Below are 25,794 nucleotides of genomic sequence, written 5' to 3'. Positions count from 1 at the left end.
CCTCAGTTCTTCCGGCCCGCCGGGGCGGTGCCTGGCCGGTCGGTGGTGCCGTACGCGAGATAGGCCCGCTGGGTCGTGATGTGGTCGGCGACGTACCGGGCGTCGTGCCAGACGCCCCAGATGAAGCTCGAGCCGCGGCGGGACTGCCAGGGCAGGCCCAGGAAGTACACGCCGGGCTCGGACGACACACCGCGTCGCTGGTCCGGCCGGCCGTTCTCGTCGAACGCGTCGACCTCGAGCCAGCCGTAGTCGGTGGCGAAGCCGGTCGCCCAGACGATCGAGGTGACACCGGCCCCGGCCAGGTCCAGCTCCAGCCGGGGGTCGGTCACACACTCCGGGTCCGGCCCGAGGACATGGGCCTGTGGCTCCTCGGGCAGGTCGAGCCCATTGCGCTCGACGTACTCATCGGCCGCCCGGAGGAGCTCGAGATACTTGGCGTCACCGAGCGCGATGTTGGTGGCCAGATCCGGCGCGAACCGCAGCACACCGTCGTCGTAGGACGAGGTCAGCCCGACGAGCTCGATCCCCTCGGCGGCCAGGGCACGGAAGTCCACGGTGTGGCCGCCGCGAGCGCCGCTGACCGCGATGGTCACATGCTCGGCGCCTCGGGGCGGCGTCTCCGCGTCCCACCGCCCGAGCACCCCGAGCCACCAGCAGAAGTCCCGTCCGCGGTACTCACGGGCCGGACGGTCGTGCGGACCGACGGAGAGGAAGACCCGGCGCCCGGACCGGCGCAGCTCATCGGCGATCTGCACCCCCGAGGACCCGCCCCCGACCACGAGCACCGCGCCCTCGGGGAGCTGCTCCGGGTTGCGGTACCCACTGGAGTGGATCTGCACCGGGACGGCACCGTCCGGGACGATGGGCGGGATCACGGGCCGCTGGAACGGCCCGGTCGCGGCGACGACGAAGCGCGCGTCGATGGCGCCCTCCGACGTCTCGACCCGGAAGCCGGGCCGCCCGGCGTGCCTGCGCACCGAGGTCACCTCGACACCGCACCGGATCGGGGCGCCTATCTTCTCGGCGTACGCGACGAAGTAGTCCGCGACCTGCTCCTTCGAGGCGAAGGCATCGGGGTCGACATCGGAGAACTCCAGCCCCGGGAACCGGTCGTGCCACGCGGGCCCGTTCGCCACCAGGGAGTCCCACCGCTCCGAACGCCACCGCTCGGCGATACGGTGCCGCTCCAGGACGATATGCGGCACGCCATGAGCCCCCAGGTGCTCGCTCATGGCCACACCCGCCTGGCCCGCCCCGACGACGACTACGTCAGTCTCTTCACTCAACTTTCAGCCTCCACTCAGGCGGTAGTCCATCCCGGTGTCGCGTTGACCGTGCTACCGCACGACGGATCCTTGGACATGGCCGTAGTTCTGTCCAACAGATGTTTCCGCTGTAGGCGATCTGATTTATAGATTCAGAGGCCCGCACGACATGGCGAAGGCCGCCTCCGCATCTCTGCGGAAACGGCCTTCAGCCTGCGAAAACCCTTGCGCTCAGCCTCCGTGGACCGCGTCCTCCTGGTCCGGGATGACGCTGCCGTCCTGCCGTCGCACCGGGCCCGGCGTGCCGTCGGGGTTGGTGTAGCCGGTGGTGGAGCAGGGGTAGGTGGCTTCCTTGCGGGGCAGCGGCTCGATGAACATGGGGTTGATCAGCCAGGTGCCGTCCGCGTTGTCGTAGGCCCGGCACATGATCTCGTTCTTGTTCCGGTTGAGGACCAGGCCCGCTCCGGTGGCGTCGCCGACCATCGTCACATCGGTGTCGGCGTCGCCCCCGGCGATCACCGGGCGGTTCTGGGGAGCCTGCCGTTTCCAGGCGGCGGGGCCGGTGATGCCGAACGCCTTCTCGTTGAGCCAGCAGCGCTTGCCCTCGATATAGGGCATGACCGTGCCCTTACTGGCGGGTTCGCCGCCGCACCCCTCCTGGGTGTAGGTGATCCGCCCGTGGCGGTCGAGCAGGTTGCGGATGGCGAGGACGTGCTCGCGGTCGACGCCGACACCGCCCGCCCAGGCGTTGGTGACCGGAGTGCTGCCGGCGGAGTCCACCCACACCTCGAAGCCCGCCTTCTTCAGGACCCGGATCAGATCCTTGATCTGCGGGTTGTAGCGGGCGTAGGCGTGCAGGGTGTGGCTGCCGACCCGCTGGGTGGCGCCGACGGGCGCGGCCAGCGCCTCGGCCCGGGACTTCCGTGCGTAGGAGGTGACCTCGGCCTCGGTGTGACCCGCGAACAGCTGGGGCACCCAGGCGTATTGGGGAAGGGTCCGGCGGCTGTTCCACTCCCCCGCGAATGCCTTGTGGCCGTTCATCAGGGTGGCCTCGCTGCGGATGGAGAAGATCTCGTCCGTGCAGGCGGTGTCGGTGGACGTCGGCAGTGGCGCGCCGACGGGCACCTCGGTGCCGCATGCCTCGGTCAGGGTCCGGTCGGCTTCCTCGGTCAGCCAGGGGCTGGTGTCGGACCAGTGTGCCGGTCGCAGGATCTTGTCGTGTTTGAGAGCCCAGGCGATGGCGAGGTCGGTGATGTCGTTCTTGGAGACGGTGTTGTCCCAGTCGAAGGCGGCGACCGGCCGCTCGCCATGGCGCGCCTGTGAGTTACCGCAGGTTCCCCGCTCGTCGATCACCCGCTGAAGCCGCTCCCTGTTGTCGCCGTACCACGCGAGCGAGGATGAGAGTCGCGGGCAGTACGCCCGTTCGGCGGTGGTCTCCGCCGCATAGGTGGTGCTCGCCGGAATCAAGGACATCAGTGCGGCGACCGATGCCAGCCCGAGGGCGGCACCCAGGGGAGCAGTGCGCATGCGGTGGCTCTCCTTCGTAACGAGGACGGTGAGAACGACATGTTCATCTGACGGACAGTGGAACGCCTTGCACCGTACGCGCAATGATCACCCGGGTACACCGTCCGGTCGCTCGGCGCCCAAGCGGAGCGGACGGGTCCGGCGCATCACCCATTGAGCCCCTCACGAGGAGCGCTCCGCACCCTCGACCTCTTAATGTCGCGGCAGGGGCCGATGTGACCTAAGGAGAGCTTCCGCTCATGCGCGTGTTCAGATCACGACGACGCCTGATACGGATCCGTCTGTGCGCATCGGCAGCCGCTGTCGCGAGCGCCGCCCTGATGACCAGTTGCGGAACCGGGCCCCCGGACGCCCGCTCCATGGCCGGAACACCCAGCGCACGGCTCACCGGGCCCTCGGCGGCGAAGAGCGCCAAGCCCACCGTGGTCATGGTCCATGGCGCCTGGGCCGATACATCGAGCTGGAACGGCGAGATCGAGATTCTCCGGCGCAAGGGGTACGCCGTCCGCGCCATCGCCAACCCGCTGGAGAACCTGACCACCGACTCGCGCACGGTGGCCGACTTCCTGCGCAGCGTCCCCGGGCCCGTCGTCCTGGTGGGCCACTCCTACGGCGGCTCAGTGATCACCAATGCGGCCGCCCGGAGCAACAACGTCAAGGCACTCGTCTACGTGGACGCCGCCGCCCCCGCCGTCGGGGAGACCACCGGGGCGCTGAGCGGTTCCGCGTCCGCGCTGAACGCGTCGCCCGGCACGCTGTACGACGCGGTGCCGTACGCGAACGCCCCGAGCGGAGCCCGCAATCTCTACCTCAAGAAGAATGTCTTCCTGAAGAAGTTCGCCGGCAGCGTGCCGGTGCAGCAGGCCACGGACCTGTGGGCCGCGCAACGCGCCGCGTCCACCGCCGCGTTCAACACCCGCTCCAAGTACGCGGCGTGGAAGACCATTCCCTCCTGGTACTTCATCAGCAGCGGGGATCGGATCATCACCCCCGAGTCGGAGCGGAGGATGGCCCGGCGCGCGGGTTCGAAGGTCACCACCTTCCGTGGCGGCTCCCATCTCACCCTCATCTCCGACCCGGAGCCGGTCGCCAAGGTCATCGAATCGGCCATCAAGGCCGTGAGGTGAGGGTGCGGGCCCGGTGGTCACCGGGCCCGCTCCCCCGGGTGTCAGCCCCGGGCCATCGCGATGGAACCGGCGAGGCGTTCGCCTGCCTCGTAGATCATGTACGGCACACCCTTGTCCGTGCCGAAGGAGGGGGCCGCGGCCCGGCCGTTCTCGGGTGCCGATGAGTGGGAGTCGTAGAAGACGCCGAGGTGCTTGCGGAGCGAGAAGTCCTTGCCCACCTCGGTGATCATGAGGTCACCGCCGCTCGACTTGTCCTTGTTGTAGACGACGAACGCGGAGCCGTTGCGCGTCAGCAGATGCGGGCCCCCGACGTTGACCGCGCCCACGTCGGAGTGGCGCACCAGGGGTGTCTGGGCGAAGGTCCAGTTGCGGCCGTCCGCGGACCAGCCCCAGCCGATGTCCCGGTGGTCGGTGGTGTTGTTGATCATGAACAGCATCACATAGTGGGCGCCACGGGCGGGCAGGTCGTACTGGAACACCCGGGCGTAGGACGTCTCGGTGGTGCCCGCGGGCATCATGGACGTGCTCAGGACCACCTTGTCGTAGGTGAAGTGGATGCCGTCCTTCGAGCGGGCGAGCCGGGTCGTGGTGTTCTCGCCGTGGAAGTACAGCCAGAACTCCTTGACGTCCGCCTTCCACAGCACATGCGGCGAGGAGACATGGCTGACCGAGTAGTGCGGGTCCCACTTGTTGGCGACGATCGGGTTCGACGGGTATTCGGTGAACGGGCCCTCCAGGGAGTTCCCGTAGGCCAGGCAGATGCCGCCCGGCGCGTCATGCGGCGCGTAGTACAGGTAGTAGCGGCCCAGCGGCGAGGAGAGCTTGTCGTACACCCCGCGGATCGTGGGGAAGATGATCTCGCCCGTCGGGTTGTACTTCAGCTTCGACGGGGTGAGCAGTGTGCGGACGTAGGCGTAGTCGGGAAATCCGCCCGGCGCGGCCGACGCGGACGACGTCGCCAGCCCGCCGAAGGTGAGCGCCGCGCCGGAGAGGGCGGTGGCGCGCAGGAACATTCGGCGGTCCGGGCCGGACTGCGGCTCATGCATGATCGGCTCCTGAAGTCGGTTGCGGTCAGAGGTGGGTGGAGGCGGTGACGCACAGGCCGCCGAAGGCCACGGCCCATACGTAGGGCAGGGTGCGCACCATCACCTGGTGCGGGGAGACGCCCGCGTACTGGGCGCTCCACACCGTCTGGGTACTGGTCGGGTCGGCCACCCCGAAGACCTGGTTGTACGAGGCGGTCATGCCGAGGACGGCGACGGCCGGGTAGATGCCGGTGGCGATGAGGACGCCCGCTATCCCCGCGCCGAGGCCGAAGACGTTCAGCGGGCCCCGGAACAGGCACAGCGGCACCAGCAGGGTGAAGACGAGGACGAACAGCACGGCGTTCTGCGGGCTGACCGCCTTGACCAGCGGCTCCAGCGCGTCGATCGCGCCGGGCAGCTTGACCGCGGCGAGCAGGATGCCGATCGCCACGAACAGGGTGATCGGCGGCGCGGCCACCTCGAATCCGCCGTACAGGGTGCGCAGCAGACGGCGGTTCATCTCCCGCGGCCGGGTCGTCGTCACCAGCGCGTACGCCACTCCGCCCAGCAGCGCCGGGATGATGGCCACGTCCAGGCCCAGGGCGAGCGCGAGCGGCACCGCCGGGGTCAGCAGCGCGTACCACGGGGCGTCGCCGGGCAGCCGGCGGCGGTCGTCGCGCGAAGGCCGCTCCCGCACCGACTTCAGGGACCAGGTGTGCTCCACGCCCCGGCGCCGCGACTCCACCAGGACGTAGGCGACGGCCGCCACCAGGGCGAACGGGAACAGCTTCACCATGAAGCCGCGCACCGTGTCGATGGGCAGGTCCAGGGCGGTGGAGAAGAACTGCCACACCGGCAGTTCGAACGGCACGCCCACGGCGATCCCCATGAGGATCGTGCCCGCCGCGGTCACCTTGGGGATGCCGACCGCGATCATCGCGGGGATACCGATCAGACCGGCGAGCATCGCCGCGGGCGCCGATCCGGTCACGGTGCCGACCAGCGCGGACACGGCGAGCACACCGAACGCCACGAACACCGGCCGGTCGCCGCCGAATTCGACGATCTTACGGACCAGGGTGCCCGCGATACCGGTCTCCTCCAGCAGCTTGCCGAGCCATGAGCCCAGCAGGATCGCGATCATCGTGGCGGCGAGCGCGGGCGCCCCCTCCTGGAGCACCGTGTCGAGCACGCTGTCCTTGCCGGAGAGCGGCGCACCCGCCAGGAACGCGATCACCACGGCGAGCAGCACCAGGGCGAACGCCGTGGGCAGCTTGCGGCTGAGCATGGCGACGACTCCCGCCGCCATGACGAGCAGAATGACGACACCCATCGATCAGTTCTCGCTTTCGCAGGACACGGCGGCGGCCAGCGCCTCCGTGAGCAGCAGAGGGCTGCGGCCCAGGCCGCACGCGGCATGGGCGTAGGCGTGCGCGGCGACCTCGTCCGCGCCCGCGACATACGCGTACAGTCGGCGCCGCCCGAACCGCAGCGCCGTATGGCCCAGCGTCCGTTTGAACTCGGCGCGCACCTCGGCGTGGTGGAGCCAGACGTGTGCCCGCTCATGGGCGAGGGCGGCGGCGCGCACCGACCCTTCCGGGAACCAGTGGCGCCAGCCGCGCTCGGCGACCAGCCGCTCGGCCCGCTCGACGGTGTCGGTGTACACCTCGACCACCGGCGGCCGGGAGCGGTACCTGGCCAGCAGCCCGGCGTCCAGCCCACCGTCCCGCTCCACGATCCGTACGGCCTCGGCCCGCGGGGTCATCCGGCGGCCGAACTCCGTTGCCGCCAGGGCCCATTGGCGCAGCAGCGCGGGATCGCGGCCCTCGTGCGTGGGTGTCCCCCCGAGCAGGCGTACCGCGAGGTCCACATCCGGGTCACAGCTCATGTCCGCGACGCTCATGTCCGTGACTCCACAACGGCGACGACCGGCTCCCCTGCGCCGCGCGGACGCAGTTCGGTGCGGGCCAGGGCCAGCAGCGCCGCGGGCTCCAGAACACCGGAGAGGTCCGCGATCCGGCCGCCCACCAGGAGCCGCACGGCCGGGGCCCGTACGCCGCCGTCACCGTAGGAGGTGGCATCGCGGACCAGCGCGGCGAGCGCCTCGCCCGAGCTCTCCACCGTCATGGTCGCCACCCGCGCGTCCGCCGCGCCGAGCCGCACCACACCGTCCGCGTCGACCACCCGAACCGGGTGACGGGCCGCCCGCAACCGGCGCCGCACCTCGGTGCCGTACACCGTGTAGGCGTCCGTGCCGGCCAGTGTCCGCACATGTGTCTCGGGTGTTTTGAGGCTGGTGGCGGCGGCGCGCAGCCGCTCATCGGCGTCGGCGCGGTGTGCCCGGTCCTGGGTGCGCAGTTCGGTGGCGCCCGTCGCGACCGCCCGTACGGTGTTGGTCTGCGGATCGACGGTCACCTCCACCTCGACACCGTCGGCGGCGGCGCCCTGCGCGACGACGGCCCGCTCGGCCTCGGCGCGTACCGCGAGGATCTGCTCCTGGGTGGCGCCGGGCACGATGCGCTCGACCTGCTCGCGCACCAGCGCCAGCGCCACTCCCACGGGGCTGATCACCTCGCTGTGCCGGGCGATGCGCCCCTCGATCCCGGCGGAGGCGGCCAGATGCGGGGTCACCGCGGCCGCACCACCGCCACCGCCCACCAGGAGTGCCGTGTCCCGGTCCAGTCGGTAGTCGCGGATCATCGCGTCCACCACCGCCCTGACCTGCTCCGTTCCGGCGTCGAGCACCGCCCGCGCCGCACCGGCCACATCCGTGCCGAGCGTGGCGGCCAGCGGGGCGAGGGCGGCCCGCGCGACCTCCTGGTCGCTGCGCGCGAAGTCCTCCTCGCCGACCCGCCCGAGCGCGTTCGCCGCGCAGGTCATCGTCACCGCGAACCGGCCGCCCGCCGCGTCGAGGACCAGGTAGTCGTCCGGGTCACCGGCCATCGGCCGGACCGTGGCCACCCGGGCGTCCCGCAACTCGTCGAGCGTGGCGAAACAGGCGTAGGGCAGCCCCGCGATATGCGCACTGCGCGGACCGACGCCGACCACCCGCCCGTCGGAGACCCGCACCATGGAACCGCCGCCGATCCCGACCGTGCGGACGTCGAGGGCGCTCAGATAGGAGGTCTTGCCGAGGATCGTGGCGTGGCGCACCGCCACCTTTCCCCGCCGCACCACGCTGATATCGGTCGAGGTGCCACCCGTCTCCAGGAACACCCCCTCGCTGATCCGCTCCTGCATCAGCGCCCCGGCGACGCCCGCCGCCGGGCCCGACAGGATCGTCAGCAGCGGCCGCCGGCGCATCTCGTCCAGCGACATCACCCCGCCGTCGCAGCGCATCACCATCAGCGGCGCGGTCACCCCGGCCTTGGCGATGGACGAGTCCACCAGATCGGCCGTCGCCAGCATCCGCGGCAGGATGGCGGCGTTCACCACCGCCGTCCGGGTCCGCTTGTGCAGTCCGTACATCGAGGTGATCTCATGGGCGGCGGCCATCGGCAGCCCCGTGGGCCGCGCCACGTCGAGCACGGCCCGCTCGCCATCGGGCCGGTCCACGCCGAACGGCTCCGTGGCGACGAGGACCTCGGCCCCCTCGGCGCGCACCCGCTCCACGGCCGCGCGCACCTCGGCCTCCTCGGTCGGGTCGGCCACATGCGCGTACGCCAGCGGAAGCCGTTTGCCGGGGGTGAGTTCCAGCTTACCGAAGGCGGCGAGCCGCCGTGTGATCACCGCGCCGGGCCCGCTGCCGATCCCGATCAGCCCGACCGTGGCCACATCGCCCTCCAGCAGGGCGTTGGTGGCCTGAGTCGTGCCGTGCGCCAGGAACACCACGTCGCCCGCCGTCCGGTCGACCTTCGCCAGGAGCTGTTCCAGCGCCTGGACGATGCCGTGGGCGACGCCGTCCTCGTGGTGGTGGCTGGTGGGCACCTTCACCTGGCCCACCAGCGTGAGCGTGGCGGCGTCGACCGCCACGGCATCGGTGAACGTGCCACCCACGTCGATGCCGACGCGGATGCGGCGGTCTGGAGTCATGGCGGGCACCTCCTTGTGTGTTGACGTGCTTGGGTTGACGAAGACGGGGACCGGAAGAGAGGGAAGAGAGAGGGGGCGGACAGGGCTGGGGGAACGGGGGCGGGAAGAGCCGTCGGACGGGGTCAGTAGCCGCGGACGTCGGGCCAGCGGCGCTGCACCCCCGCCCGGTCCAGGAGGCGGCCGAACTCCTCGAACCGCTTGTCCTCGGCCTGCACCTGGTGGGGCTCCACGCCCGCGTCCAGGCAGTGCGCGGCGAGCGCGCCCGCGACCTCGCCGATGTTCCACTCGACGGGGTGCAGCCGGTAGCAGCCGTTGGTGATGTGGGTGGTGCCGATGTTCTTTCCCGCGGGCAGCAGGTTCCGCATCCGGCGCGGCACCAGCGCGCCGAGCGGGATCTCGAACGGCACGGAGCCGATGTCGATGTAGGTGTCGCCACCGGTGGAGGGGTGCAGGTCGATGCGGTAACCGCCCACCCCGACCGAATCGCGGTACCGGGTCGTGCCGTAGGCGCCGACCACATCGATCGCGACGTCCTGCTCGACGACGGTGGTCACCGCCTTGATACGCCGCGCTTCGCGCACATAGGCCGCCTTGGCCAGACCGTCCGCGGTGCCGGTGACATCCGGGCGGATGCGCAGCCCCGGGAAGCCGGTGCCGCCATCCACACGCGGCGCCTCCGTCTGGAGCCAGTACAGCACCGACAGCGACAACTGGCGTGCCTCGCGCAGGGCTTCGGCCTCCTGGCCGATGTACGGCTTGAGCCAGTAGTCGTTCAGCGGCCAGTTGACGAGGGTGATGTCCGAGCCGAAGGCGCCCGGCCGGTGCAGCCCACGGGCGAGGATCCGGCGGAACCCCCACAGCTCCTTGTCCCCGGCGTCGGCGCTCTGGTCGGCGCTGACCGCCAGCGGGTCGAGATCCGGGTTGGGTACGAAGGTACGGGGCACGGGCTCCAGGGTGCGCGGGTCGGGCGCCTCGAAGCCGAGCAGCGGACCCGGCCAGAAGTCGGGCCGGTAGGAACGCCAGAAGTCGTAGTCCTCGGGCCGCTCCACGGTGTGGTCCTCGCCCTCGTGGTGCGAGAGCGCGAAGCACACGGTGATGCCCTGCTGGTTGTCCGGCCGCGCCTCGGCCGGGGCATGCGGCTCGTCGAACTCGTCCCGCGCCTCGGCCCCGTTGGCGTGCTCCACCCCGGCGAGTTCGAGCAGCTCACCGGTCTCGGTGGCGTCGAGGACATATCGGGCGGTGAACGTGGTCAGCCCACCACCGCGCAGGTCGCGCACGGTCACCGCGCGGATCACATCGCCATCCGTCTCGGCGGACACGGCCCGGTGTTCGGTCAGGACGGTCAGCAGACCCGCGGCCCGGTACGGGGCGATCATGCCCTCCAGCACGGCGAGCGCCACCCGCGGCTCGTGGCACAGCTTGCTGACCCGGCCGGCTCCCGGGTTCAGGTCGGCGAGCCCCAGCGCCTCGGCGCGCAGCGGGTACCACAGCCGGTAGTAGGCCCGGATTCCCTCGCGCAGCGCCCGGTACGACGCCGTCGTGCCGAACTGCTCAACCCAGGGGTGCTCGTCCGGCGGCACCGCCTGCGCGGTGAGCTGACCACCGATCCAGTCCGTCTCCTCGGTCATCACGACACGTCGGCCCGCCCGGCAGGCGCCGAGCGCGGCGGCGACTCCGCCGAGGCCGCCACCGACGATCAGGATGTCCGGTTCCGCTATCACTGTGCTCCTTGGGGTCGTGTGCGAGCTGTGGTGTTCATCGCCGTGTGCGAGCGGTTCGTCGTCACGTGCGAGCTGTGGGGTTCGTCGCCGTGTGCGCGAGCGTGGTGTTCGTTGTCCTGCGCGAGCGTGGTGTTCGTTGTCCTGCGCGAGCGTGGTGTTCGTTGTCGCGTGCGGGCGTGGTGTTCGTCGTCGGATGCGAGAGCTGTGGTGCTCGTCCGTCCGGGGCTTCATGGCCGTCGGCCGGGTGGACCCGCCGTCGCGCCGGTACGGAACTCGCAGGCCACCAGCGGCTCTTGGGCCTCCTCACCGGCCACGAGGGCGGCGAGGAGCCGGACGGCTGCCGCGCCGAGCTGATGCCGGGGCACATCGAACCCGGTGGGCACGGGTGCCGCGGCCAGGTCCGGCGGCGGGCTGCCGAGCAGACCGAGCGAGACGTCCTCGGGGCAGCTGAGCCCCGCCTCCCGGACGGCGGCGTCCAGTGCACGCCAGGCCGCGCCGGTGTCCGTCTCCTCCGCGACGAACGCCGTCACCCCGTCCGCGACCAGCGCGCGCACCCGCTCCGCCGTCACCGCGCTCGCCGGGTCGGCACAGCGCAGCACCGCCTCCGGGCCCGCCTCGCCACCGACGGCCGCCAGCCCTTCCAGAAAGCCGCGCTGGCGGTCGGCGGACGCCGGGGCGTCGTCGGCCTCGCGCACCAGGACGATGCGCCGGTGCCCCAGCGCCGCCAGGTGCTCCACGACGGCGCGGCTGGCGCTGACGTAGTCGGCGCCGACCCAGGCCAGCCCCTCCAACTCCTCCCGGCGGCCCAGGTGGACCACCGGGAAACCGTCGGCCACCAGCCGCTTGAGCTCGGCGACCGGCGCATGGCGGCCGAGGAAGAGACAGCCGTCGGCCAGACGCACCCGGCTCAACGCGTCCGGCCCGGCCGCGCCCGCCCCGCCGCTGCTCGACCCGGTGAAGAGCACCAGGTCATAGCCGCGGGCGGCCGCCTCCTGCTCCACTCCGACGAGGAACGGGTAGTACGAGTGCTGCACATCGGTCGGGAACGTCGCGGTGAAGCTGAAGACGCCGAGGAGGTTGTTGCGGGCGGCGGCCAGCCGCCGCGCTGCCGGGTCGTGTGCGTACCCGAGGCTGCGGGCGGCGTCGAGGACGCGCTGCCGGGTCTCCTCGGAGATCGTCGCCGCCTTGCCGTCCGAACGGGCCGACAGCACCAGCGAGACCGTGGCCTGCGAGACTCCGGCGAGCTGGGCCACCTCGGCCTGCCGCGGCCGTGACGTACGGCTGCCCGAGCCCGGATTCCGCCCCGGCTTCGCCCGCTTCCTCGACTGCTCCACGTTCTGATTCCTTCTCGCCGTCGCTTTGGTAATGCGCATTACCTATGCGCATTACCGAGCACTCTGCGGGTGCCGTACGGAACGGGTCAAGACCTGTGCGCCAACTTTCCGTCGGGCGGCACCGCATCCGGCACCGGCCCCTGGCGCGGGAATCACACAGGATTCAGCACACTTCCACCTTTCGGGTGAATAAGGAGAGATGCCAATCACATGGGGACGCCATCGGCCGAATAGTGAGCGAGGCAGCCGTGATGGACCGACGAAGGGTGACAGCAACCATGCGCACTGAGGCCACCAAGCGAGTCGCACACGTCTTCTCCCTGTTCGACGCCAATGGCAACGGCATCCTCGAGGCCGATGACTTCGACCTCATGGCGGGCAATGTGGTCGAGGCCGCGCCCGACTCGGACGAAGCGGCGAAGGACGCGATGCGCGCGGCGTTCCGCCAGTACTGGACGACCCTGGTCACCGAACTGGACACCAACGACGACGGCAAGGTCAGCTACGAGGAGTACGTGGCCTGCGTGCTCTCGCCCGAGCGCTTCGACACCACGATCGGCGTGTTCGCCGAGGCGCTCGCCGCGCTCGGCGACCCGGACGGCGACGGGCTCATCGAACGCCCCAGGTTCGTCGCGCTGATGCGGGCGATCGGCTTCCAACGCGCGAACATCGACGCCCTCTTCGAAGCCTTCGGCCCCTCGGACGACCGGATCCAGGTGGCGACCTGGGTGGCCGGGATCAAGGACTACTACGCCCCGGACAAGGCGGGCATCCCGGGCGACCTCCTGGTCTAGGGCACGGCGGCCCGAAACGGGAGTCGGCCAAGTGGCCATGGCGAGGACCGATGAGCTTTGCCCGCGGCCGCGGTCATACAGATGACCGCGCTTGCCGTCGCACTGCCCACCGAGCCACGAGGAACCGTCATGACCACTGACTCCGCCAACACCACCGCCGACACCGCCCACACCGCCACCGGCCCCGCCCCGTCGTCGGCCGTCTCCCGTCGGGCCGATATCGCGCTGTGGACCGGCCAGATCGCCCTCGCCCTGCTCTTCGCCGTCGGCAGCGGCCTCCCGAAGCTGGCGGGGATGTCGGCCGCCGCCGAGTCATTCGACCAGATCGGCTACGGCGACTGGTTTATGTACCTGGTCGGCGCCCTGGAAGTGGCCGGCGGCATCGGTCTGCTGATCCCACGCCTGGCCGGTCTCACCGCCCTGGCCCTGACCGGGCTCATGGTGGGCGCCGAGATCTTCACATGGGCCTACCTGGACACCACCTACTGGTACACCCCGCTCATCATCGCCGTGATCCTCGGCGGGATCGCCTACGGTCGCCGCCGAGCCACGGCCACACTCCTCGGGCAGCTCTCACACCGTGCTCGATAGGGCCGCGGCGGCCCTGAACCGTGCCGCGAAATGGCGCGAGCCCACTCCGCATGCGGAGTGGGCTCGCCCTCTGAGCGCTGGGCAGGGCTTGCACCTGCATCTCCCCGCAGGAAGCGGGGCGTCTTGCCTTGGACTACCAACGCGTGACCGGCTGCCCGAAGTTCGGGCGAGCACGACAAGGTCGAGTGTAGCGCGCCGCAACCTCGACCACGCCCGGCCCACCGGCCCACCGGCCCACCCGTCCACCGGGCCACCGGGCCACCGGGCCACCGCAAGAACTGATCGCCATGTCGCAATCCGACGCATGTCCTCGCACGTCAACGCGGCCCTACGGTCAAGCGGTGGCATACACCTACACCGTGACGGCGCATTCACACGCCGACCCCGACGCCGTTTTCTCGATCCTGCTCCGGCCGGGGTCGTGGCCCCTGTGGTCGCGGATCGACGCCGCGGAGGTCGAAGTCGGCGATCCGGGCGATCCGCAGCGGGCCGGGGACATCAGAATCTTCCGTACCGGCAGGGCCGTCTCGCATGAGCGAATCGTCGAGCTGATCACCGACAAGCAGTTCGCGTACGAGAATGTGAACGGGCCGTTCCGGTTCTACCGAGGCGCCGTCGAACTGACACGGTCACATGGCGGCGGCACCGACATCGTCTGGTCCGCACGCTTCGCCCCCAAGTTGCCGCTGTCCGGCCCCTTTTGGCGTTGGTACCTGACACGCTTCATGCAAGGCATGGCCGATGGCCTCGCCAGGCACGCGGAGGGCAGTAGGCACTGATGCGCGGACAGGCCGACGCGGCTCAGGCCGAGCGCAGGCAGAAGGGGTGTCCGGCGGGGCTGGCGTAGACCCGGCCGCCGCTTTGCGCCGCGGGGTCCACGTCGTCCGTGGGGTTCAGCCGACGTGCGCCCGCGTCGAGCGCCAGTCTGTCCGCCGCCGCCAGGTCGTCCGTCGTCAGATCGATGTGCATCTGCTGCGAGTCGCCGTCCGGCCACTTCGGGGGGACATGCCCCTCGGCCCGCTGGATCACGAGGACCGGGAACCCGTCGATCCGGAGGAAGTGGTGGGTCGCGGTCTTCGCGATCGATCCGCCCAGCAGCCGGTGCCAGAACGCGCTCTCGGGGTCCGGCTCGGCAGCGTCGATGATCACTGCGCCAAGGTCGATGTTCATGCTCGTTTCTCCGTACTCCCCCGCTCGGGCTTGATGTCAGACCACCGGGATGATGCCGCCGTCGACCCGGAACTCGGCTCCCGTGAGCCACTTCGCACGGCCGGACGCGAGGAAGGCGATCATCTCCGCCACATCCTCGGGATCGCCGGGCCGCCCCATCGGCACCTTCAGGTGATCCACGATCTGCCGTGTGACCTCGTCCATGCCGACGCCCTGCCGATCGGCGAGGTGCCGGAGGTGCTCGACCGCGCCCTCGGTGGCCACGAACCCCGGCAGGACGCACACCACCCGCACCCCGTGCTCGCCCACCTCGGTCGCCAGCTCACGGCTGTACGCGTTGAGTGCCGCCTTCGCCGCCGCGTAGGACACTTCGGTGCGCTGCGGCAGGCGGCTGGCGATCGACGAGACGTGCACGACCACGCCGGAACCCCGCTCGACCATCCCCGGCACCAGAATCCGGTCCAGCCGGACGGCACTGAGCAGGTTCATCTCCAGGTCCGCACGCCATGAGTCGTCGGACCGCTCGAGGGTCGACGCCGGGGCGCTCGCCGCGCCCGCGTTGTCGACCAGGACATCCACCCCGCCCACGCTGTCGAGGACCCGTCTGCCGAGCTCCGCCACTCCTTGGTCCGTCGCGAGGTCCGCGGGGATGAAGGTGGCGGGCAGATCCCCCGGAGGCGTGCCACGCGAGGCGGTCAGCACCGTCGCGCCCGCGGCGGCGAATCGACGGACGGTCGCCTCGCCCAGACCGCGGCTGCCACCGGTGACCAGCACCCGAAGGCCGCTGAGCCCCTCTTCCGGAACCGTCATGGAAGTGCTCCTCCAGTAAGATGAACCCGACTCCGGAAACCATACACAAGCGGAGTCCGATTCACCTTATGGAGGACTGTTGCCGTCGTCACGTCCGCTGCGCGCCGATGCGCGGCGCAACCGCGAAGCGCTCCTGGCCGCGGCACGGGAGGCGTTCCTCACCGGCGAGGCCGACGCCCATGTGGAAGAGATCGCCCGGCGGGCCGGAGTGGCGGTCGGGACGCTCTACCGCCACTTCGAGACCCGCGAAGCCCTCGTCGAGGAGGTCTACCGCCAGGAGGTCGACGAACTGTGCGCCGCACCCGCGGAACTCCTCGCCCGTAGCGCCCCGGAGGAGGCCCTGCGCCACTTCCTGCTGCTGCTCGTGGAGCACGCGGCCGTGGGCAAGGGAATGGCCGTCGCGCTGGAGAGCATCATGGCGACGGATTCACCCGTCTTCGACGACTCCCGTACGCAGATGGCGGAGGCTCTCGACCAGTTGCTCAAGGCGGGCGCGGCGGTCGGCACCATCCGTGGCGACGTCAGCGGGCGCACAGTGCTGCGCGCGCTGGGAGGCATCTGCGGAATGCACACCACGGAGGGCTGGCAGGACGAAGCCGTGCGCATCACGGCGATCCTCGTCGACGGTCTGCGGTTCGGCGCGGACCACGCGGGCTGAGCCGACGCGGCAGTCCCCTCCCCGCTCGCGAAAGCCCGCCGAGCCGGGAATTCCTCCCCGCCAGCGGGCTTCGCGCACCGTCGGGACGGCGGGAGCTGATCAGATGAGTGTGGCCACCTTCTCGGAGGGCTTGTTGCGCCGCCAGCCCACGGCGAGGTAGGCCAGCATCCCGGCGGGCGGGAGCGCGCAGACGGCCCAGCTGATGGACAGCGGCGGGCCCGGCTGGTCGAGCACACTGACACCCCGCAGGGTGCCGCGCCCATGACCGGCGTGACCGTCGATGTCGAACGTGAAGCTCCATGTGCCGGATTCCGGCAGGGCCTGGACGTCCAGGCCCCAGACATCCCGCTTACGGGGATGCCTGACCAGCGGGGTCTCCCGGTCGTCGGCGTCCAGACCGGGCCCGTCGAGAGTGAGCGTGCCGTCCTTCCCCGCGATACCGCCGTCGGGTACGAAGGTGAAGTCGAGTGACTGCATGGCCCGCAGGGGCCACTCGGAGAACCCGACCGTCACCGTGTAGGGCCCCGCCTGTACCCGCTCGGTATGGACGACGCCCACCGGGGCGTACGCCGCGGCCGGCGCGGTCGACACCGCCACCAGCGCGAACGCGGCGGCCACCGCGAGCACCAGCCGGCGTGCGTGGTCCCGCACCCACCGGGACGCGGAGGCCACGGCGGGGAGTAGCGGTGAACGTGAGGAGCGCATGGGTCATCGGCCCTTCGTGGCTGGTGCGGTGGAGTGCTCGCGCAGCAGAACGGCGAGCCGGGCGGCGAGATAGCCCGCGAGGGCGCCGGTCACCAGGCCCACGGCCGTCATCGTCAGCAGTTCGGCCGCGGTCGGGCCGGTTTCGCCGAACAGGGCGCTCTGGACGGGAAGGGAGAGGCCGATCACGGCTCCGCCTCCGGCGCCCATGATCTGTGGTGCGATACGGCCCGACCAGCCCCGCTTCCTGCTCAGCCTCAGCAGTGCGGTGATGGCCGCCGCGGCGAGGAGCATGAACACCGGGATCTCGGAGGGCAGTTCGGGCGGGTTGTGGCCAAGGTTGTCGCGCAGCGGCAGACCGCTCGCGTCGGCGTAGACATGGGCCGCCCACGGGGAGAACCACCATAGGAGGATCTGTAGGGCGCCGAGGGTCGCGGCGGTCGTCAGTGCGGTGCTCCACCGGCCGATGGTGAGCGTTCCCATGATCAGCAGGAGGGTGGAGAACACGATGTTCCCGACGAGATCGGGTTCGACCGGCAGCGGGAGGGCGTCGAACGCCTTCGTCGTGATGGGGCTGAAGGTGATGAGCACGGGGATGCTGAGGATCACCCCCGCTCGGCCCCAACGGGTGTCGCGCGCCGAGGCGAAGACGATGACGCTCCCCACCATGGTGAAGGAGATCGACAGGAACAGCCCGATATGGGGTGGCGAGTCCAGCACGGCGTCGAAGCCGTACAGCGAGTGCCACCACAGGTCCAGAAGCCCGAAGAGAAGGAACAGTGCGGCTCCCGTACCCGCGATCAGATAGCCCAGCGGGGCCCGGAAGACCCCGCCGAAGACGCGTACGGGTTTGCCACCGGGAAATTGGTCCACGGACCGGCCGGCGCGCTGGGCGGCGGTCGCGATCAGGACCATGGTCAGGCTGGCGATACCGGCGAGGGCGCTGCCGGAGTACAGCATGAGGTGGGAGAGCGTGAAGAACGTGTCCGGGCCGACGTCGACATGCCACTGGATGTCCCAGCTCAGGCCGAACAGGGACGTCATGGTCCCGGCGAGGACGGTGTTGGCGGCGATGGGGCCGGTCCGGCTGTCGCGGGAGACGCGGACAGCGGGGGACGGCCGGGGTGCGCTGCCGACACCGGTGAGGGGTAGTGCTGTGTCCACGGGAATGCCTTTCTCATGACCGTGCGAGAGCGGTTACCGGCGCTGTGCGGCCGGTTGGTCACCGGCGTTGTACGGCCGGTCGGTTGTCGGCCTTGTGCGGCCGGTCGGTTATCGGCCTTGTGCGGCCGGTCGTTCAGCCGGAGATCGCCAGGGGGAAGTCGAACTGGTCGCTCCGTGTGCCGTGGTCGACGCTGACGTGGAAGGTCCATCGCCCCGGCATCATCAGGTGGACGGAGGTGGAGTAGCTCCCCGGGCCGTGAACCTGTGCGTGTGCCGCGGGCGTCGCGTGTCCATGGGTGGGCATCACGGCCTGAAGCGTGACGGTGGACGGATGTCCACCCCCTTCTCCCCGGCGCGAGGTCAGACGGATGTCGATGTCCGTGGTGCCGGTGCGGGGCCTGGCCACGGTCAGTGTCACTTCGCCGGTGGCATTGCCGCCGGTCAGCGAGACGGCCTCATCCGTCCAGGACGGGAGGAACCCGACGGCCACCAGTGTGAGGGACACCGTCAGCAGGGCCGCGGCGGCTCCGTACAGGAACCGGGCCGCGGGGGTGCCGCGGGTCTTGCCGAGCGCGTTCACCTCGCTCCTCCCGCCGGGGACACACGCAGGAGGTAAGGGACGGTCAGGACGGCGCTGTCGCGCTCGGCCTGAATCCACACACGGTAGTAGCCGGGACGGGAGAAGGTGTACACGAAGGAGGCGTCCGGCCCGTAGGCGGCCACGGTCTCGTCCGCGGGACTGTCGCCGTTGAGGGGCATCAGCCCGCTCATCGAACCCGTACCCGCCCCGTGTCCGTCTCCCTTACCCGTCTCGTGTCCGTCTTCCATGGCGTCGGCGTCTCCGTGTCCCATGGCGTCGGCGTCTCCGTGTTCCATGCCACCCGCGTCTCCGTGTCCTATGGCGTCCGCGTCGTGGGCCGGAGCGGCTCGCATGTCGTGTGCGGAGTGGCCGCTCATATCGCCACCCATGGAGTGCGCATGAGCCCAGACGGGCGCGCCCTGGGCGGCCTGTCCCATCCGGGTCGGGCTGGTCGCGTCCGCCTTGTCGAGCGGCCCGACCACGATCATGTGGCCGACCATGCCGAGCCAGGGCTGGAGCGTCGGTGTGTCACCGATGCGCGCGGTCAGGGTGCTCGCCTCTCCCGCCGTGGGCGAGGGCGCCGACAGGCGCACCGGCACACCCTCGATGGTCCGCGTGCCCGGCCCCTGCGGGGTGAGTTCGGCGGGCAGGGCCGGGGCGCCGCCACGCGCGGAGCCGTTACGGGAAGAGCCGCCGCGCGCGGGGCCGTTGTGCTCGGGGCCGTCGGCCACGGTCAGGCCGGTGGCCGAACGCACCTGCTGGACCCCGCCGCCGAGGCGGGCGAACTCCGCGGACACGGCGTAGTGGCCGGCGGCGGGCAGCCGCAACCGGACCTCGTAGGTGGCGGGCGCGGTGCGTATGGGGTGCAGGTGCCAGAGCTCGCCGGTCGGCCCGATGACCAGCAGGTGCATCAGGGCGCCGTCGTGGACGACGAGGTCGTCCGCGGGCAGGCCGGTGGCGCCGTCGGTCACGCTCAGCCGGAGTGTGCCCCGTTCCCCCGCCGTGGCCGGGTACGAACCCAGCTCCAGCGACACGGGCGGCCGGGAGTAGTCGTTCGTCACCGGCCGGACGACCGCGTAGGGATCGGTGACGTTGTCGTTCGTGGCGTCCACCTGCCCGCCCGGCTGGGGCGGCGGAGGCAGGGAGGCGGACAGCAGTGCGGCGGTGACGGCTACCGCGAGCGCGGCCACGACACCTCCCGCCGGCAGCAGCACCCAGGCGCCGCGCCGGACCCTGACGGCGACGAACAGGGTCACCAGGATGAGCACCCCGGCGGTGACGAAGCCGCCGAACACGGCGAGTTCCGGCGGAGACGTGGCCTGGCCGGGCACCACAAAAGGGATCCGCGACGTGCGGGATCCGTCATCGACGACGAGCTCCCAGGGACCGGCTCGATCGATGTCCAGGGCGGCACCGTAGGACCCCGGTGTGCCGCCGAGCCTGACCGAGGCCCTGCTGGTGGTGGTCCCGGCCGAGGAACCCTCCGCCCGGTCCGCCGACACACCTGTGGGAACGGCGCCCAGGCGCAGGGTCCCCGCGGCGGTGCCCCGATGGGTGAGCACATCCACGTGCAGGGGGCCGGGCAGCCCGGTGACGCGCCGCAGCATGAAGGTCAGGTCGCGGTCGCCGAGCGTCTGTGCCACCTGGAGGTCGCCCCCGGCCGTGGGATCCGCCCGCGCGGGGGATGCCGCGACGGCGGAAAGGCCCAGCGCACAGAGCACGGCCGCCACCACGCGGACCACGCGCGCCGCGCATGAGGTGCCGGGGTGAATCCGGCCGGTGGATCCGCTGCCGACGGATGTGGGGGGTGCGTTGTCATTCACGCGGCAGACAGTAGAAACCGCGCCCCGCGCGTGTCGTCACGCAACCGTGGTACGCCATCTCCCCCGTGCGGGGGACAACGCCTCCCCCGGAGGCAGGAATGTTTTCCCGTGGGGATCGTGCACTATATGTGCACGCCTGGTTCGACCGGCCGCGTTCGAGGCGGTTCAACCGGCCGCGTACGAGGCGGCGTTCACCTTGCGCACTGCCACTTCCGGCATGCCCGCGTGCGGGCGTACAGACGCCCTGAGAGAGGGGCCGTGTCCGTTCAGATTCGGGACGTGAGTGGGTCCCTGACCCGGCAGTCCGTCATGGTGGCGGGGTTCTGCCTGCTCGCGGATACGCTCACCTTCTACTACGAGGGTTGGCATGTGTATCCCCCCTTGTCCTTCTGGTGCCTGCTGGTGGGGATCGTCCTGGTGGACGCGGCGCTGGCGAGTTCGGCCCGTCTCTCGGGAGTCGTGGCGCTCGCCCAGGCGGCCCTGGCCGTGGCCAGTGCGCTGCTCCTGCCCGGCGGCGGCGCGCTGCCGGACGCGAACGACGCCGGACTGCTCATAGCGGCCTACCGGGCCGGGGCCTGGCTGAACGGCCGGCGGGCCGTTCTGGCTCTCCTGTACCTGGCCGCGGGGTCCATCGGGGCCAAAACACTCGGCGGAACGACCGATCTCACCGAGTGGCGCTCCATTCTGCTGGGCGCGGTGAAGCAGGCCCTGCTCGCATGGCTGGTCGGCCGGTACACCACCGCTCGCGGCGCTCATATCGCCGAACTGGAACAGCGGGCCGTCCGGGAGCGGGAGATCGCCCGGCAGAACCTCGCGGATGCCATCGCCGAGGACCGCAGCGCCATCGCCCGGGACCTCCACGACGTCATAGCCCACCATGTGAGTGCCATCGGTGTGCATGCCGGGGCCGCCCGTCTCGGGCTGTCCGCCAAGGAGGGGTCTCCGGTCTCGGCGGCGCTCACGGCGGTGGAGACCTCCAGCCGCGCGGCCCTCCTCGACCTGCGCCGGCTGCTGGACTTCCTGCACGACAGCCCCGCGGAGGGCGCACGGCAACCGGGGTTGGGCGACCTCGGCGAACTGGTTCACGCCATGTCCGCCGCCGGGCTCAAGACGAACGTGAGCGTTCAGGGCGCCCGCCAGGAGCTGGAAGGATCCTTGGACATCGCCGTCTATCGTGTGGTGCAGGAGATGCTGACCAACGCTCTTCGCCACGGCGACGGCCACGTGGACATCACCCTGCGCTACGGGACTTCGCGCATCACGGTCACCGCGATCAACCCGACAGCCTCCTCGAAACGTCTGGTGGACGACTCTCCGCACCGGGGCATCGAGGGCATCAGCAGCCGAGCCCGCATGTTCAACGGCTTCGCCTCGTACGGACCGATCAACGGCGGAGCCGACTGGAAGACATCCGTCACCTTCTCCATGGACGGCACATGAGTCTGCGTATCCTCCTGGCCGACGACCACGCCATGTTCCGCTCCGGACTGAACGCGGTCCTGAGCACCCAGGACGACCTGTGCTGTGTGGCGGAAGTGGCCGACGGCCAGGCAGCTGTCGAGGAAACCGCCAGGCTGAGGCCCGACGTGGCCATTCTGGACATCCGCATGCCGCGCCTGGACGGTCTCCGCGCGGCCGAACGCATCCTGAACAGACCGGGCAACACCACGAAGGTCATCGTGCTCACCACGTATGACGAGGACAGCTACGTCTACAGCGCCCTGCACATGGGAGTCAGCGGATTCCTTCTGAAGAGCGTCCCTCCCGAGGAGACCATCGCGGCCATCCGCATCGCGGCCAGAGGTGATGCCATCATCGATCCCTCGGTCACCCGCCGTCTCATCTCCCGCTTCGCCGGCAGCATCGCCCCGCCCGCGTCCTCCACCGCGCTCGACAGGCTGACGGCCCGCGAGTACGAGGTCCTGATGCTCATGGCCCAGGCACACAGCAACACGGAGATCGCACGGAGCCTCGGCATAGGCGATGAGACGGTCAAGACACATGTCTCCCGGATCCTCGCGAAGCTGGGCCTGCGCGACCGCACCCAGGTCGTCATCTATGTGGCTTCCCACCAGCTCGTGACACCGCTTCCGGCGCCGCCGCCCGGTGCGGAGAAACCGGCTCGGCGCAAGGGAAGCGGTCGCCGCCGCGCCACCTGAACCGCCCGACATCATGTACCGGTTGAAAGATCACCGAAGTGATAGCCGAGTGCCGCGATCGAAGCGCCACTTGGCCGACCGATGGACAAGGAATCCCGGGCAGGCAAGTAAAACGCACCCAGCCGGTATTCCACCTCCTCGGCCACGGCTGCGCACAGCCGCCACTCCACCACGGTGATGACGGCATCACCACCCTCAGCGTCCACGACCCGGATCGTGTTACCCGGCCAGGATCGAGTGGAGTGTGTGGGCGTATGCCGAGCCAAAACGGCGAGGAGTAACACGGATTTGCCGCGCGGCGCTGTACGTAATGCCGATTGGTCATCGGCGCGCGCCCTCCCTGGTCGATCACCGGTCCCCCCCGGTTCAGGAACGGCAGGGCGCGTGGCGCGGGCGGGCACACAGTGCCCGCCCGCGCCCTCCTCGCGTTCGCCCACCACCCACAGATGCCGACAGCGGCCGGTACCCCTCGGCATGAAGGGGTACCGGCCGCCGTCCACCCGGAAGGGTGAGGAGTCAGAGCCGTCGGATCCAGGCTGCCGCGCCATGGCCGATGGCCAGGTAGATCACCGCGGGCAGGGCGTAGTTGAGGAAGACGCGAACGCCCTCCGTGTCCATCGTGAAGATGTCCTGCGACCAGCCGGCGAGCCAGTCCGCCACACCGTGCACAAAGTCGACGAAGACATTCGCCTGATTCGCGTCGAGCATGTACAGCAGGATCCACAAACCCAGAAAAATGGCAGCGATGTCTGCGAGGCTGTGAATGACCAGCGCTGTCCTGTTTGCACCCATACCCCTTCCATTACGTGCCCGACGCCGATCGACATCGGAGTGATCGACGGAGTTGCCGGGGTATGGGTGATGTGCATTGTTGTTGTACTGACCGTTATCCGCTATGCGGCCATGGGGGTAACTCATGGAGCTCCCCCTTGCCGGGTCAGGCCAACCGAAACCTCCTTCACACTCGTTTCACACCGACGTTCCCGGGGCGTTATTGATTCCGCATCGGGGCGTACAGTGCCCTGAAATGAGAGGGCGCCAGTTCTATTGTCAGCCGGACCGGCCTGAATCCGGCACTGACCGGGGACCGTCGACCGGGCCCGAGGCGCGGAAGGTGCGCCGGTACGCCGACGGGGCCACACCGGCCTCCGCCGCCAGATGGCGGCGGAGTGAGGTGGCGGTGGCGAAGCCGACCTCGTGGGCGACCCGTTCCACCGGCAGGTCGCTGGATTCCAGCAGGTGCCGCGCCCGCCGCAGCCGCTGCTGGGTCAGCCAGCGGCCGGGGCTCAGACCGGTCTCCTCCCGGAAGCGCCGGGCGAAGGTACGGGTGCTCATGGCCGCGTGCGCGGCCAACTCGTCCAGCGACAGCGGCAGTTCCAGCCGTCGCAGCGCCCAGTCGCGGGTCGGCCCGGTACCGGTTTCGCTCGCCGGGGGCAGCGGCCGCTCGATGTACTGCGCCTGCCCGCCGTCCCGGTACGGCGGTACGACACAGCAGCGGGCGACCTGGTTGGCCACCTCGCTGCCGTGGTCCTGGCGCACCAGGTGCAGGCAGACGTCGACACCGCTCGCCGCTCCCGCGGAGGTCAGTACGTCGCCGTGGTCGACGAAGAGCACATCGGCGTCGAGTTCGACCCGGGGGAACAGCTCCCGGAAGTGGCCGGTGAGGGCCCAGTGGGTGGTGGCCCGGCGCCCGTCCAGGAGACCGGCGGCGGCGAGGAGGAAGGCACCGGTGCAGATGGACACCAGTCGGGCGCCGGGGCGGACCCGGGACAGGGCGGCGAGGGCCTGGGGGTCCGGGGCGGCGGCCGAGGCACGGGTGATCGCGTACGGCGGGATGACCACGGTGTCCGCCTCGGCCAGCACCTCGGGGCCGTGCCCGGGGGTGACGGTCAGGTCCGAGTCGGTCCGTACGGGCCGCCCGTCCACGCTCGCGGACAGCACCTCGTAGCGACCGTCCGCGGAGCCCAGGACCCGGTGCGGGATGCCGAGTTCGAAGGGGTAGACACCGTCGAGGGCGAGGACGACGGCCTTGTGGGCGCCGGGCCGCGGGGCCGGGCTCATCCGGCGGTCCAGTTCGGCCACGCGGTCGGCGAGGTCGCGGGCCAGGGTGGGTGCAGCTGACGCGGGGCGGGCGGTGGAGGTGGCGCGGACACCGGGAACGCGGCGGGCGGCAGGGTCGACGGTCATGGCCAGAATGTATCGGAGGCTGACCTTCTTGCCATCGCCCGGACCGGTCCGTACGGCCAGGATCGAGGCATGACTTCGACGGACACCTCCGAGAACCTCGACTCTCCGGACCCGGCGGCCGCCGCCGGCTCCCCAAACCCCGCCGCCTCGAACCCCGCCGCCCCGGAAGGCGCCCCGGACGCCGCCCCCGTGATGCTGGCCCTGCACCAGACGGCCCTCGGCGGCCCCGAGGTTCTGCGGCTGACCGAGCTTCCGCGGCCCGCGCCCGGCCCCGGGGAGATCCTCGTCGCCGTGCACGCGGCCGGGCTCAACCCCACGGACTTCAAGCACCGCGCCATGTCCATCTTCCTGCCGCCCCCGCCGATGACCCTCGGCTGGGACGTCTCCGGCACCGTGCTGGAGACCGGCTTCGGCGTCACCCTCTTCCAGCCCGGTGACGAGGTGTTCGGCATGCTGCCCTACCCGCACGGGGCCGGGTCCCACGCCGAGTACGTGACCGGTCCCACCCGCGCCTTCGCCGCCAAGCCCGCCGGGATCGACCACGTCCAGGCGGCCGCCCTGCCGCTGGCCGCGCTCACCGCCTGGCAGGCCCTCGTCGAAACCGCGGACCTCCGGGCCGGACAGCGGGTGCTGATCCACGCCGCGGCCGGGGGTGTCGGCCATCTCGCCGTACAGATCGCCAAGGAGCGCGGCGCACACGTCACCGGGACCGCGAGCGCCCCCAAGCACGACTTCCTGCGCGAGCTCGGCGCGGATGCCCGCATCGACCACCGCACCGAGGACTTCACCGACACCGAGGAGCGCTATGACGTCGTCCTCGACACCCTCGGCGGGGAGAACGCCACCCGTTCGGTGAGCGTGCTCCGCCCCGGCGGCGTCCTGGTCTCCCTGCTGCCGGGCGCCCAGGACACCCCGGCCGCGGCGGAGAAGGCACAGGTCCGTGCCGTCACCCTGATCGTCGAGCATGACCGGGCCGGGATGCGCGCCATCGCCGACCTCGTCGAGCGGGGCAAGCTCCGCCCCCATGTCTCCGGCACCTTCCCCCTCGCCGAAGGCGCCCGGGCCCACGTCCAGGGCGAGACGGGCCGCACCACGGGCAAGCTGGTCATCACCGTGCGCTGAGCC

25 protein-coding genes are annotated in these 25,794 nt (G+C 70.7%); 8 read left to right on the top strand and 17 right to left on the bottom strand.

The genetic code is table 11. The features are described 5' to 3' along the window. Positions 1-2: 2 nt before the first annotated feature. Together AB0E24_RS35100 and AB0E24_RS35095 are read right to left on the bottom strand one after the other, a co-directional pair. Positions 3-1,286 (bottom strand): flavin-containing monooxygenase, encoded by a 1,284-nt coding sequence (locus AB0E24_RS35100; RefSeq protein WP_079152861.1) that lies wholly within the window; start codon positions 1,284-1,286, stop codon positions 3-5. 210 nt (positions 1,287-1,496) lie between these two features. Continuing rightward, positions 1,497-2,792, bottom strand: coding sequence for an HAD family hydrolase (locus AB0E24_RS35095; RefSeq protein ID WP_359383252.1), 1,296 nt, complete (start codon positions 2,790-2,792; stop codon positions 1,497-1,499). 239 nt (positions 2,793-3,031) lie between these two features. Here AB0E24_RS35095 and AB0E24_RS35090 point away from each other — a divergent pair, with 239 nt between their 5' ends. After that, positions 3,032-3,919, top strand: coding sequence for an alpha/beta hydrolase (locus AB0E24_RS35090; protein WP_359383250.1), 888 nt, complete (start codon positions 3,032-3,034; stop codon positions 3,917-3,919). A 41-nt stretch (positions 3,920-3,960) separates the two neighbouring features. Here AB0E24_RS35090 and AB0E24_RS35085 read toward each other — a convergent pair whose 3' ends face one another. From AB0E24_RS35085 to AB0E24_RS35060, 6 genes are all read right to left on the bottom strand, one after another. Next, a complete protein-coding gene (locus AB0E24_RS35085) occupies positions 3,961-4,965 on the bottom strand; it encodes a glycoside hydrolase family protein (RefSeq protein WP_069861656.1) in 1,005 nt (334 codons plus the stop codon). Positions 4,966-4,990: 25 nt separating this feature from the next. Continuing rightward, complete coding sequence (locus AB0E24_RS35080; RefSeq protein ID WP_093703095.1) at positions 4,991-6,277, bottom strand: TRAP transporter large permease; 1,287 nt, start codon at positions 6,275-6,277, stop codon at positions 4,991-4,993. A 3-nt stretch (positions 6,278-6,280) separates the two neighbouring features. After that, positions 6,281-6,847 (bottom strand): hypothetical protein, encoded by a 567-nt coding sequence (locus AB0E24_RS35075; protein ID WP_359383245.1) that lies wholly within the window; start codon positions 6,845-6,847, stop codon positions 6,281-6,283. After that, positions 6,844-8,976, bottom strand: a complete 2,133-nt coding sequence (locus tag AB0E24_RS35070) for a hydantoinase/oxoprolinase family protein (protein WP_359383242.1) — start codon at positions 8,974-8,976, stop codon at positions 6,844-6,846. The genes AB0E24_RS35075 and AB0E24_RS35070 overlap by 4 nt, the downstream gene beginning before the upstream one ends. A 122-nt stretch (positions 8,977-9,098) precedes the next feature. Beyond that, a complete protein-coding gene (locus AB0E24_RS35065) occupies positions 9,099-10,697 on the bottom strand; it encodes an FAD-dependent oxidoreductase (RefSeq protein WP_069861653.1) in 1,599 nt (532 codons plus the stop codon). Positions 10,698-10,924: 227 nt separating this feature from the next. After that, entirely contained in the window at positions 10,925-12,031 is a 1,107-nt protein-coding gene (locus AB0E24_RS35060) for a LacI family DNA-binding transcriptional regulator (RefSeq protein WP_232564362.1), read from the bottom strand. A 278-nt stretch (positions 12,032-12,309) separates the two neighbouring features. On the opposite strand from AB0E24_RS35060, the gene AB0E24_RS35055 reads away from it, so the two are divergent. From AB0E24_RS35055 to AB0E24_RS35045, 3 genes are all read left to right on the top strand, one after another. Then, positions 12,310-12,825 (top strand): EF-hand domain-containing protein, encoded by a 516-nt coding sequence (locus AB0E24_RS35055; RefSeq protein WP_069861652.1) that lies wholly within the window; start codon positions 12,310-12,312, stop codon positions 12,823-12,825. Positions 12,826-12,954: 129 nt separating this feature from the next. Beyond that, on the top strand, positions 12,955-13,416 hold the full coding sequence (locus tag AB0E24_RS35050; protein WP_359383237.1) for a DoxX family protein: 462 nt from the start codon (positions 12,955-12,957) through the stop codon (positions 13,414-13,416). A 341-nt stretch (positions 13,417-13,757) separates the two neighbouring features. Beyond that, positions 13,758-14,195: an SRPBCC family protein gene (locus AB0E24_RS35045; RefSeq protein WP_359383234.1), complete on the top strand. Its 438-nt coding sequence runs from the start codon at positions 13,758-13,760 to the stop codon at positions 14,193-14,195. Positions 14,196-14,217: 22 nt separating this feature from the next. Here the strand turns inward: AB0E24_RS35045 and AB0E24_RS35040 are convergent, their stop codons facing one another. Further along, on the bottom strand, positions 14,218-14,586 hold the full coding sequence (locus tag AB0E24_RS35040; protein ID WP_359383231.1) for a VOC family protein: 369 nt from the start codon (positions 14,584-14,586) through the stop codon (positions 14,218-14,220). 36 nt (positions 14,587-14,622) lie between these two features. After that, a complete protein-coding gene (locus tag AB0E24_RS35035; protein ID WP_093703089.1) occupies positions 14,623-15,396 on the bottom strand; it encodes an oxidoreductase in 774 nt (257 codons plus the stop codon). A 79-nt stretch (positions 15,397-15,475) separates the two neighbouring features. Here AB0E24_RS35035 and AB0E24_RS35030 point away from each other — a divergent pair, with 79 nt between their 5' ends. Continuing rightward, positions 15,476-16,054 (top strand): TetR/AcrR family transcriptional regulator, encoded by a 579-nt coding sequence (locus AB0E24_RS35030; RefSeq protein ID WP_251770205.1) that lies wholly within the window; start codon positions 15,476-15,478, stop codon positions 16,052-16,054. 99 nt (positions 16,055-16,153) lie between these two features. Here the strand turns inward: AB0E24_RS35030 and AB0E24_RS35025 are convergent, their stop codons facing one another. The 4 genes from AB0E24_RS35025 to AB0E24_RS35010 form a co-directional block, all read right to left on the bottom strand. Continuing rightward, on the bottom strand, positions 16,154-16,726 hold the full coding sequence (locus AB0E24_RS35025; RefSeq protein ID WP_217489149.1) for a hypothetical protein: 573 nt from the start codon (positions 16,724-16,726) through the stop codon (positions 16,154-16,156). Between the two features lie 36 nt (positions 16,727-16,762). Then, entirely contained in the window at positions 16,763-17,920 is a 1,158-nt protein-coding gene (locus AB0E24_RS35020) for a hypothetical protein (protein ID WP_359383226.1), read from the bottom strand. A 133-nt stretch (positions 17,921-18,053) separates the two neighbouring features. Then, on the bottom strand, positions 18,054-18,500 hold the full coding sequence (locus tag AB0E24_RS35015; protein WP_232636900.1) for a FixH family protein: 447 nt from the start codon (positions 18,498-18,500) through the stop codon (positions 18,054-18,056). Further along, a complete protein-coding gene (locus tag AB0E24_RS35010) occupies positions 18,497-20,323 on the bottom strand; it encodes a DUF8832 domain-containing protein (RefSeq protein WP_359383223.1) in 1,827 nt (608 codons plus the stop codon). The genes AB0E24_RS35015 and AB0E24_RS35010 overlap by 4 nt, the downstream gene beginning before the upstream one ends. A gap of 279 nt (positions 20,324-20,602) precedes the next feature. Between AB0E24_RS35010 and AB0E24_RS35005 the strand changes: the two genes are divergently transcribed. Then, on the top strand, positions 20,603-21,763 hold the full coding sequence (locus AB0E24_RS35005) for a sensor histidine kinase (RefSeq protein WP_359383220.1): 1,161 nt from the start codon (positions 20,603-20,605) through the stop codon (positions 21,761-21,763). Beyond that, positions 21,760-22,482, top strand: coding sequence for a response regulator (locus tag AB0E24_RS35000; RefSeq protein ID WP_079256816.1), 723 nt, complete (start codon positions 21,760-21,762; stop codon positions 22,480-22,482). The genes AB0E24_RS35005 and AB0E24_RS35000 overlap by 4 nt, the downstream gene beginning before the upstream one ends. A gap of 11 nt (positions 22,483-22,493) precedes the next feature. Here AB0E24_RS35000 and AB0E24_RS34995 read toward each other — a convergent pair whose 3' ends face one another. The 3 genes from AB0E24_RS34995 to AB0E24_RS34985 all read right to left on the bottom strand — a co-directional run bounded on the left by AB0E24_RS34995 (position 22,494) and on the right by AB0E24_RS34985 (position 24,669). Further along, on the bottom strand, positions 22,494-22,688 hold the full coding sequence (locus AB0E24_RS34995) for a hypothetical protein (RefSeq protein ID WP_359383216.1): 195 nt from the start codon (positions 22,686-22,688) through the stop codon (positions 22,494-22,496). Positions 22,689-22,998: 310 nt separating this feature from the next. Then, positions 22,999-23,379 (bottom strand): hypothetical protein, encoded by a 381-nt coding sequence (locus tag AB0E24_RS34990; protein WP_370685075.1) that lies wholly within the window; start codon positions 23,377-23,379, stop codon positions 22,999-23,001. Positions 23,380-23,532: 153 nt separating this feature from the next. Further along, positions 23,533-24,669 (bottom strand): GlxA family transcriptional regulator, encoded by a 1,137-nt coding sequence (locus AB0E24_RS34985; RefSeq protein WP_435865359.1) that lies wholly within the window; start codon positions 24,667-24,669, stop codon positions 23,533-23,535. A gap of 69 nt (positions 24,670-24,738) precedes the next feature. On the opposite strand from AB0E24_RS34985, the gene AB0E24_RS34980 reads away from it, so the two are divergent. Continuing rightward, positions 24,739-25,791: an NADP-dependent oxidoreductase gene (locus AB0E24_RS34980; RefSeq protein WP_435865358.1), complete on the top strand. Its 1,053-nt coding sequence runs from the start codon at positions 24,739-24,741 to the stop codon at positions 25,789-25,791. Positions 25,792-25,794: the final 3 nt, after the last annotated feature.

It is taken from the genome of Streptomyces malaysiensis subsp. malaysiensis, assembly GCF_040653035.1.
In the GTDB taxonomy this organism is placed as follows: Bacteria; Actinomycetota; Actinomycetes; order Streptomycetales; family Streptomycetaceae; genus Streptomyces; species Streptomyces malaysiensis.
This window is presented reverse-complemented; position numbering and strand designations above follow the sequence as displayed.